This window comes from Deltaproteobacteria bacterium, assembly GCA_016874775.1.
GTDB lineage: Bacteria > Desulfobacterota > Binatia > Bin18 > Bin18 > VGTJ01.
Genome location: VGTJ01000210.1, coordinates 1 through 9,351, shown reverse-complemented (window position 1 = coordinate 9,351; position 9,351 = coordinate 1). Strand labels below are relative to the sequence as shown.

Annotated in this window: 7 protein-coding genes, 1 tRNA gene and 1 CRISPR repeat array; all 8 genes read left to right on the top strand. The window is 54.2% G+C overall.

Translation table 11 applies throughout. From position 1 onward, the window contains the following. The first annotated feature begins 50 nt into the window (after positions 1–50). The 8 genes from FJ147_24910 to cas2 all read left to right on the top strand — a co-directional run bounded on the left by FJ147_24910 (position 51) and on the right by cas2 (position 8,196). A tRNA-Thr gene (locus FJ147_24910) sits at positions 51–125 on the top strand. 487 nt (positions 126–612) lie between these two features. Next, positions 613–2,856, top strand: coding sequence for a CRISPR-associated helicase Cas3' (cas3, locus tag FJ147_24905; protein ID MBM4259126.1), 2,244 nt, complete (start codon positions 613–615; stop codon positions 2,854–2,856). Positions 2,857–2,864: 8 nt separating this feature from the next. After that, on the top strand, positions 2,865–3,602 hold the full coding sequence (gene cas5c / locus FJ147_24900; GenBank protein MBM4259125.1) for a type I-C CRISPR-associated protein Cas5: 738 nt from the start codon (positions 2,865–2,867) through the stop codon (positions 3,600–3,602). After that, positions 3,599–5,347 (top strand): type I-C CRISPR-associated protein Cas8c/Csd1, encoded by a 1,749-nt coding sequence (gene cas8c, locus FJ147_24895; GenBank protein MBM4259124.1) that lies wholly within the window; start codon positions 3,599–3,601, stop codon positions 5,345–5,347. Before cas5c ends, cas8c begins: the two co-directional genes overlap by 4 nt. A gap of 2 nt (positions 5,348–5,349) precedes the next feature. After that, positions 5,350–6,231, top strand: coding sequence for a type I-C CRISPR-associated protein Cas7/Csd2 (cas7c, locus tag FJ147_24890; GenBank protein MBM4259123.1), 882 nt, complete (start codon positions 5,350–5,352; stop codon positions 6,229–6,231). Positions 6,232–6,260: 29 nt separating this feature from the next. Next, a complete protein-coding gene (gene cas4 / locus FJ147_24885; GenBank protein MBM4259122.1) occupies positions 6,261–6,857 on the top strand; it encodes a CRISPR-associated protein Cas4 in 597 nt (198 codons plus the stop codon). A 7-nt stretch (positions 6,858–6,864) separates the two neighbouring features. After that, positions 6,865–7,896 (top strand): type I-C CRISPR-associated endonuclease Cas1, encoded by a 1,032-nt coding sequence (gene cas1c, locus FJ147_24880; protein ID MBM4259121.1) that lies wholly within the window; start codon positions 6,865–6,867, stop codon positions 7,894–7,896. A 9-nt stretch (positions 7,897–7,905) separates the two neighbouring features. Next, positions 7,906–8,196, top strand: a complete 291-nt coding sequence (cas2, locus tag FJ147_24875; protein MBM4259120.1) for a CRISPR-associated endonuclease Cas2 — start codon at positions 7,906–7,908, stop codon at positions 8,194–8,196. Positions 8,197–8,382: 186 nt separating this feature from the next. Beyond that, a CRISPR array of direct repeats spans positions 8,383–9,276; the repeat unit is 37 nt; unit sequence GTAGCGCCCGCTCGAAAGGGCGGGCGAGGATTGAAAC. Between the last annotated feature and the right edge of the window lie 75 nt (positions 9,277–9,351).

The window sequence follows — 9,351 nt, the reverse complement described above, 5'->3', positions numbered from 1 at the left end:
CGGAGGCTATCCCTTGCGGGCGCCCCAAAAATGTGTGAAACTTTCGCCGGGCTGGCGTAGCTCAATGGCAGAGCAGCGGTTTTGTAAACCGCTGGTTGGAGGTTCGATTCCTCTCGCCAGCTCCATATTTCCCACCGTCAGTTCAGGTGGTTCAAGGCTGACGGAACCGCTCCGCTGCCGACTCAACTCTGCGAGTGTTACCGAAAGTATAGCTTTTTCGCGTTCGAGGTAGGCGGCAAGGGCCTTTGCTGCCACTTTGAGCGCAGTCTCGTTGACGATATTTATCTTCTAAACCATGTCCCCTCCTGTCGGGTTCCTGGACGCAAAGCCCCGCCTTGACACTCCTGCGCGATCGGCCTACCCTTAACCAGCGTGATAGCCAGGAGGTGCGCATGAAACTGCTCATGCTGCCACTATCTTTCCTAGTCCCAGGGCTGGTACACGCTGAATACCTCAGAGATCTCAGCGCCAACCCCTACGGCCCCGCTGGGAGCCCCTTCAGTAATCACGCTGAGCACCAATCCCTACGATCCGGACTCGACCAGCAATGCGTACGGCCGGGAACGGATCACCGTACTCACCAGACTCGCTGAATAATCAGAGGGGTCATAGATGGTGGACCGTAGTCCGGAAGACGGTTGCAAGCCCGCGATAGCCCGTGTGCGGCGGAACGACGACGGGTCATTCGATATTCACCATCTTGAAGACCATCTGCGTGCGGTCGCTGATCTTGCGGGGGAATTTGCGTCAAGTTTTGGTCATTCAGATTGGGGACGACTTGCAGGGCTCTGGCACGACCTTGGGAAGTATTCCCCGGCTTTCCAAGGCTATATTTCTCGGGAGAGTGGTTTTAATCGGGAGGAGGCCCACATTGAGGGTGGCAACGGGCGGGTGAATCACTCCTCCGCAGGAGCGCTTCATGCCGTTAAGGAACTTGATGGCGGGGCGGGGAGGCTTCTAGCCTATCTTATTGCCGGTCATCACGCTGGCTTGCCGGACTGGTACTCTTCTGGTGAATACCCCCTTTCCTCTCTATCTCAACGGTTGGAGGATGAGCAGCACTTGCGAGCCATCTCCGATGTGACCATTCCCCCTGATGTGCTTCGCCCTAAAATTATACCAGGCACCAAACCGCCAGGGGGCACGCAAGGGGTCGCTCTATGGCTGCGGATGTTGTTTTCCTGTCTTGTTGATGGCGACCGTCTCGATGCAGCGAAGTTCATGGGTGGTGAGAAGGAGCGATCGCGAGGGGCATTTTCTACAGTCACGGAGCTACGCAACAAATTGGACATGCACATGGCTCAGCTTATGGCCCAGGCTAAGCCGACACCTGTGAGCCAGGTGCGCGCTGAGGTTCTTCGTCAGTGTCGCGAGCGGGCGTCCAATCTGCCCGGCATCTACTCGTTGACCGTTCCGACTGGTGGTGGGAAGACATTGTCCAGCTTGGCCTTTGCACTAAATCACGCGATCCATCACAACAAGCATCGAGTCATCTATGCCATCCCGTATACCAGTATCATTGAGCAAACGGCAGAAATTTTCCGAGACATATTAGGTGAAAATGTCGTTGAACATCACAGTAATCTCGATCCAAAAAAGGAAACGGCCAAGAGCTGCTTGGCAACCGAGAACTGGGATGCTCCGGTTATCGTCACGACGAACGTGCAGTTCCTGGAATCCCTATTCGCTGCCAGAACTTCCAGCTGTCGTAAACTTCATAACATCGTCAACAGTGTCGTGGTGCTGGATGAAGCGCAGCTACTCAATGCTGAGTTCTTGCAGCCTATTCTGAATACCATCAATCTCTTAGCGCAACACTATGGCGTGACGTTCGTGCTCGCAACGGCAACCCAACCGGCACTGCAATCACGTGAAGGTTTTGGGTGGGTGTTCAACGGTCTTAATAACGTCCGTGAAATCATGGGGGATCCCGATGCGCTCTATCGTGATCTGGAACGGGTAACCGTAAAGATGCCGGAAGATTTCCACGCTCGGCGTAGATGGGAAGACCTTGCGGCCGAGTTGAAGTCGTATGACTCAGTCCTGGCTGTAGTTAATACCAGACGTGATTGCCGAGATTTACACCAGCTCATGCCGGAGGGGACCATCCATTTGTCTGCAGCCATGTGCGGTGAACACCGATCTCAAATCATTGCCGGCCTTCGAGAGCGGTTGGAAAAGAAAGTCCCTACACGAGTCGTCAGCACACCATTAGTTGAAGCTGGTGTAGATATCGACTTCCCTGTTGTTTACCGCGCCCTTTCAGGTCTTGATTCGATTGCACAGGCAGCCGGTCGCTGCAATCGGGAAGGAAAGTTAGATCGCGGTAAAGTCGTCGTCTTTGTGCCTCCCAAGTCTTCGCCTCCAGGTGCGCTCCGTCGTGCGGAGCAAATCACCGTGAGTCTTTTAAGCGGCAGCACCAATGATCCCATGGCGAGAGAGTTGTTCACTCAGTATTTCGAGCATTTCTACGTGAGGGCGGACTCGCTCGACAAATACGGTATCGATGATTTGCTGACGAGTGATGCACGGAGCTTAAAAATCCAATTTCGCACTGCTGCCGATAGGTTCAACCTCATCGACGATGGAGAAAGCCAAGCCATCCTTGTCTGGTATGGAGAAAGTCAGTCGCTGATTGTAAAGCTCAAGAAGGATGGGCCGGACCGGCCGCTGATGCGTAAGTTGCAGCGATACAGCGTAAATCTCCCTCGCCGTGTGGTGGACGAACTGGTTGCGACTAATGAAGTTGAGGAGGTCTGGTCTGGAATCTTCGCACAGACGGTCAGCACCTTATACGACGACAAGGTTGGTGTGACTACCGACGGCCAATTGGCTGCTGAACAATTAATCGGGTGAGGAATTCTATGGCCAAATCTTATTGTCTTGAAGTGTCAGGAGACTTTGCTTGCTTTACGCGGCCAGAGATGAAGGTCGAGCGGGTCTCTTATGATGTGATGACCCCATCAGCGGCGCGGGCAGTGTTTGAATCAATTGTCTGGAAACCAGCTATCCGCTGGCGGGTGACCAAGATCGAAGTACTGAAACCTATCAAGTGGATTAGTGTCCGTCGCAATGAAGTTAAAGCCGTAGTCACCACCAGGAATGTCCAGGCTGCGATGAGGGCTGGCTCCGGCAACTTAGGACTTTACGTAGAAAATGAGCGTCAGCAACGCGCTGGACTATTTCTGCGCGATGTGGCCTACCGTATCCATGCCTACTTCGAACTCCGGGACCCCGGATTTCATAAGCCGCACTTCCCACATCTCTCCAATGTGCCAATCAACAGGGGTGAGGATGATCTGCTTGCACTACCTGAGAACAACACGGTCAAGTTCATGAATATGTTTGAGCGGCGGGCCTTCCACGGCCAATGTGTCAATCAACCGTACCTGGGCTGTCGTGAGTTCGCCTGTGCGTTCCGGTTGGTAGAGGACCTGAAAAACGAGCCAAGACCGATCGACGTAACGAAGGAGCTCGGTTGGATGCTCTATGATCTGGACCACAGTAACTCCTCTGATCCCAAACCGCGTTTCTTTCCTGCCCGTTTGGATAATGGCGTTGTTCATGTGCCAGCTTGGGAGAGTGAGGAGGTCCGGGGATGATCCTGCAATCACTGTACGACTATTACCAACGAAAGACTGATCTTCCTCGCGAGGGGTTTGAGTGGAAAGAAATCCCGTTTGTCATCGAAGTAAACACGAGCGGCTCAGTGGTTCAGATCGAAGATACTCGTAAGCAGGAAGGAAATAAGAAACGAGGCAAACCGTATTACATTCCCCAAAGAGTAAAGAAAACCCGCAACGTTGTGGCAAATTTGCTTTGGGGTAATGCTGAATATGTCCTTGGACTGCCGAACTCCAAAAAACTTTCTGAGACGAAAAGCAAGGCTAAAGAGACCGAGTATCGAAAGAACTTAAAAGATAAACGGGAAGCATTCATTAGGAAAATCAAGTCCCTCCCTCCACCTTGCCAAGCCGATGAAGGTGTTCGGGCTGTTGTGAGGTTTTGTGAGCACAATGATTACACCGCTCTGGAACGGTTCACTGAATGGAAGGAGGTGCAAACAAGTAACCAGAACATAACCTTCCGCCTTCAGGGTGATATCGAGTTGATCTGCCAACGGCAAGCGGTAACCGATGCCGTATCCAAATCAGCCACGACGGCTACACCTGATGGAGTTTGTCTTATCACGGGAGATACTGATGAGATCGAGCGATTGCATGCTCCCATTAAGGGTGTAATGGGTGCGCCAAAAGCCGGCGCCGATATTATATCGTTCAATCGTCCAGCGTTTAAGTCATGGGGGAAGAAACAGGGTCGCAACGCGCCTGTAGGTAAACGTTCAGCTTTTTCTTATACCACCGCGCTCAACTATCTGTTAGGGAAAGACAGCAGGCAACACCTTCAAGTTGGCGATGCCTCCACTGTGTTCTGGGCAGACAAGCCAAGCCCGCTGGAAGATCAGTTGCCCGACATCTTTGAGGACGACCCTGTGGACGACCCTGACCGTGGTGCTCTCGCAATCAGAGCCTTATATAAAGCGCCCCATCAGGGAATCGCGCCGATCAACGACGACCAAACTCGGTTCTTTGTGTTGGGACTTGTTCCCAATGCCGCACGAATCGCGATCCGCTTCTGGCATGTGGGAACGGTGGCAGAGTTAGCAAAGAGCATTCAACAACACTTCGACGATCTGGAAATTGTCCGATCACGACGCGAGAAACCACATCTTTCTGTATTACGGCTGCTCCGAGCCGTCGCCGTTCAGGGTCAAAGGAAAAACATCCCGCCGAATCTCAGTGGCGAAGTGATGCGCTCTATTATGGGACGTCTTCCCTATCCAGACACACTTATGCAAGGCGCGATACGCCGTGTGCGCGCCGAACGAGAAGTGACTTATCCACGCGCGGCTATTATCAAGGCTTGTTTAAATCGTCGGGCTAGCATCGCGCAAACCTCAGAAAAGGAGATTACCGTGTCACTTGACCATTCCAACATGAACCCTGGGTACCGACTGGGGCGCCTCTTTGCCGTCTTGGAGAAAATCCAGGAGGAAGCGGGCCTCGACATCACGGCCACCCTTCGCGAACGCTTCTATGGTGCAGCCTCCAGCACGCCTGTAACCGTATTGTCCAATCTCATGAAGCTCAAGAATCATCATCTCGCCAAATTGGAGAATCGTGGTCGGAGAGTTAACCTGGAGCGTCTCATCAGCGAAATTATGGATGGAGTAGACGATTTCCCATCTCACTTGAATCTGGCAGACCAAGGTCGCTTCAACATTGGGTACTACCACCAGCGGCATGCCTTGTTTACGAAATCAACTGAAACCAAGCAGGGAGACTAGACATGGCTATTCAGAATCGCTACGACTTTGTACTGCTGTTCGATGTCAAGGATGGAAATCCAAACGGAGATCCTGATGCTGGCAATTTGCCACGACTCGATGCGGAAACGGGGCAAGGACTTGTGACGGATGTGTGCATCAAACGAAAAATTCGGAACTTTGTTGCTCTTACCACGGACCAGACTGAATCTACGGCAAAGCTTCAGGGTAGAAAGAAGCGGTTCGAAATTTACGTTAAGGAAAAGGCGGTGCTCAATAAGCAGCATGAACGTGCGTACGTGGCTATCGAATCCAAGGATGTACTTAAGGCCAGAGAATGGATGTGTGCCAACTTTTTTGACATACGAGCGTTTGGAGCTGTCATGACTACTAAAGTGAATTGCGGGCAAGTGCGGGGCCCCATCCAGTTAACCTTTGCGCGATCTATTGATCCGATCGTCGCATCGGAGCATTCGATCACTCGCATGGCAGTGACCACTGAGGCTGCGGCAGAGAAGCAGCAGGGGGACAATCGAACGATGGGACGCAAGTTTACTGTTCCATACGGGCTGTACCTGGCTCATGGGTTTGTCTCATCGTTTCTTGCAAAGCAGACGGGCTTCGCTGAGGACGACCTCGCCGTACTTTGGGATGCTCTCTCCACCATGTTTGAGCATGACCGATCTGCGGCTCGGAGCGAAATGGCCACTCGAGGACTTTATATTTTCAAGCATGATTCGGAGCTTGGGAATGCCCCCGCCCACAAGCTGTTCGATCTCATAAAAGTTAAACGATCAAATGATGGCGATGGTCCAGCAAGAAGCTTCAGTGATTATTCCGTGACTTTACCTGATGAGGGGCCGATCAAAGGTTTCGCCGGCGTGACCTTTATAAAGAAGGTGTGATCGTTGTGGCCGAAGATGCCGACCCCATCATGATCTCTGCGATAGAGCATTGGAGCTACTGTCGGCGGCAGTGTGCTTTGATTCATGTTGAGCAGACGTTTGTTGAAAATCTCTACACGTTGCGCGGACGAGCGGTGCATAAGCGGGTGGATGAGCCGGAGACAAAGGAGCGGGCTGGGGTGTTCATTGAACGGGCGTTGCCTCTGTGGTCCAAGGCTTTAGGATTGATCGGGAAGGCGGATGTGGTGGAGTTTCACGGAGAGACGCCGTATCCCGTGGAGTACAAGCACGGGCCGCACAGGGAGCAGGAGCATGATGACTTGCAGCTATGTGCTCAGGCGATGTGCTTGGAGGAGATGACGGGCCGGGCTGTGCCGTGCGGGGCGATCTATCACCATAGTTCGCGGAAGCGCCGTGAGGTGATATGCACGCCGGAACTCCGGGCGCAGGTTGTACAGGCCGTACAGGCGATTCGCCATATGCTGGCGACAAAGCAGCTTCCTCCGACGGTGAATGATCGGCGCTGTTCCAAGTGCTCCCTTCAAGAAGTTTGTATGCCGTCGGTGAGTGACGAAGGTCAGCGGGCACGCACTGTGGTGCGTGCCCTTTTTACCATTCATCCGTGAAACCGCCATGCATCAACTGCTGAACACGCTCTATATCACGACGGAGGGAGCGTATGTGCGGGCCGACCACGAAACACTTCGAGTCGAGGTTCACAAGGAAACGAAGTTACAGGTGCCGTTTCATCACCTCGGTGGAGTTGTCTGCTTCGGTGACGTGCTGATGAGTCCGGCGGCGATGCAGCGTTGTGCGGAAGACGGGCGGTTCGTGGTGCTACTGGATCGCAATGGCCGGTTCAAGGCGCGGGTGGAAGGCCCAGTGAGTGGGAACGTGTTGCTTCGTTGCGCTCAGCATGAGGCTATGCGTGATTCGTCGCGGATATTATCCATCGCGCGCAATATGGTAGCGGGGAAAATTCAAAATTCGCGTCAGATTGTACTGCGTGGCGCGCGTGAGGCCGATGTTGCACCAGATTCCGAGGCGTTGAGGACGACTGCAGAGGCGTTGGGAAATGCGGTCACCCGGCTTCCACAGTGTAAAGAGGTGGACACCGTGCGCGGCATCGAAGGGGAATCGGCGCGCAACTATTTCTCCACGTTTGATCGGATGATTAAGGAAGACCGTGAAACCTTCAAACTCGATGGCCGCAATCGGCGTCCGCCGACAGATCCTGTCAATGCCCTCATGTCGTTTCTCTATGCGCTGGTGATGAACGATTGTGTGGCAGCGGCTGAAGGGGTGGGTCTCGATCCGCAGATCGGCTTTCTGCATGCGCTGCGTCCAGGCCGAGCCGCGTTGGGGCTGGATCTCATGGAAGAGCTGCGGAGCGTCCTGGCTGATCGCCTCGTGCTCACGTTGATCAACCGACGCCAAGTGAGCGCGAAGGATTTCATGCAACGGTCCGGGGGCGCTGTCGAAATGACTGACGAGGCGCGCAAGGAAGCTATTGTCGCTTATCAAAAGCGTAAACAAGAAGAGATCACCCACCCGGTGCTCGATCAGAAGATGCCGCTGGGATTGGTACCGCATGTTCAGGCGCGGCTGCTCGCGCGTGTGCTCCGTGGCGACCTGGAAAATTATCCGCCGTTTCTATATCGGTAGCCCCGCTGAATGAATGTTCTGATCAGCTACGATGTATCGACCGAAACGGCTGCAGGGCGCAAACGTCTGCGGAAGGTGGCCCAGGCTTGCCAGGATTTTGGTCAGCGTGTGCAGAAGTCGGTTTTTGAATGTTCAGTGAGCGAGGCGCAATTTGAAGAGGTGATTCGGCGTCTATTAAAGATCATTGAAAAGACGGAAGACAGTCTTCGTATCTATCGGCTCGTCGAGCCGAAGGAAAAGTATGTGCAGGTCTATGGATTGGATGGGAGCGTCAATTTTGATGAACCGTTGGTCCGGTAATCGATTCGCGCGAACATGGTGCGATGGTGAATGGCCTGGACGAACGCGCAGATCGATCTTATTTGATTTCACAATGAGTTATGCGGTGAACGGCAAATTTTCGGTGGAGCGGCTGCTCAAGAAATCTGCTGGTTCGCGGAAACCGGAGCCAAACTCGATGAATTCAGGCTCTGGGAAGGCAACGCAGTAGCGCCCGCTCGAAAGGGCGGGCGAGGATTGAAACTTCGCTATTACACGGTGTTCAACGTTGCACAAGGTAGCGCCCGCTCGAAAGGGCGGGCGAGGATTGAAACGCCTGTGGCGCGGCCCAAATGGCCGTGGCCGCGCACGTAGCGCCCGCTCGAAAGGGCGGGCGAGGATTGAAACATAATGCAAGCTGAAATGCACAGCCTGGGGTGGTAGTAGCGCCCGCTCGAAAGGGCGGGCGAGGATTGAAACAATTGATGGCCGGGGCCATGCCAAGGGAGGGATGGTAGCGCCCGCTCGAAAGGGCGGGCGAGGATTGAAACAACGGATAGCGGTCCACGTCGCTGAGCGTCGTGTCGGTAGCGCCCGCTCGAAAGGGCGGGCGAGGATTGAAACACCCACGCACGGCACAAAAACAGCGGGGCCGATCCGTAGCGCCCGCTCGAAAGGGCGGGCGAGGATTGAAACGCTCCGTGTGCCGGGATATGACGAGTTTTCGCACGTGTAGCGCCCGCTCGAAAGGGCGGGCGAGGATTGAAACGCAATCCATGAAGTCATGTGGGACTTTTATCATGTAGCGCCCGCTCGAAAGGGCGGGCGAGGATTGAAACGTGGCGCAAGGTGCTGAAAGCCGATAGCAAGGCTGTAGCGCCCGCTCGAAAGGGCGGGCGAGGATTGAAACTACTTAAGGGGCATTGCGGTTTACTAACTGTCACGTAGCGCCCGCTCGAAAGGGCGGGCGAGGATTGAAACCTTTGTCCCGCGTCTCAAGAGGCTGGGGAAAAAGTAGCGCCCGCTCGAAAGGGCGGGCGAGGATTGAAACGCATCCTGCGGTCTTCATGATGGCCCCTCCTTATGTAGCGCCCGCTCGAAAGGGTGGGTGAGGATCGATACAACCCGCATCACGGATTGAGGCAGTGCAGCTCAGTGCGTACGTTTTCCCCGCGCGCGAGGGGAGAAACCGCAAGT

Coding starts and splice junctions, on each gene's coding strand:
- cas3 (MBM4259126.1), top strand. CDS start 613: ATGGTGGACCGTAGTCCGGAAGACGGTTGCAAGCCCGCGATAGCCCGT.
- cas5c (MBM4259125.1), top strand. CDS start 2,865: ATGGCCAAATCTTATTGTCTTGAAGTGTCAGGAGACTTTGCTTGCTTT.
- cas8c (MBM4259124.1), top strand. CDS start 3,599: ATGATCCTGCAATCACTGTACGACTATTACCAACGAAAGACTGATCTT.
- cas7c (MBM4259123.1), top strand. CDS start 5,350: ATGGCTATTCAGAATCGCTACGACTTTGTACTGCTGTTCGATGTCAAG.
- cas4 (MBM4259122.1), top strand. CDS start 6,261: ATGATCTCTGCGATAGAGCATTGGAGCTACTGTCGGCGGCAGTGTGCT.
- cas1c (MBM4259121.1), top strand. CDS start 6,865: ATGCATCAACTGCTGAACACGCTCTATATCACGACGGAGGGAGCGTAT.
- cas2 (MBM4259120.1), top strand. CDS start 7,906: ATGAATGTTCTGATCAGCTACGATGTATCGACCGAAACGGCTGCAGGG.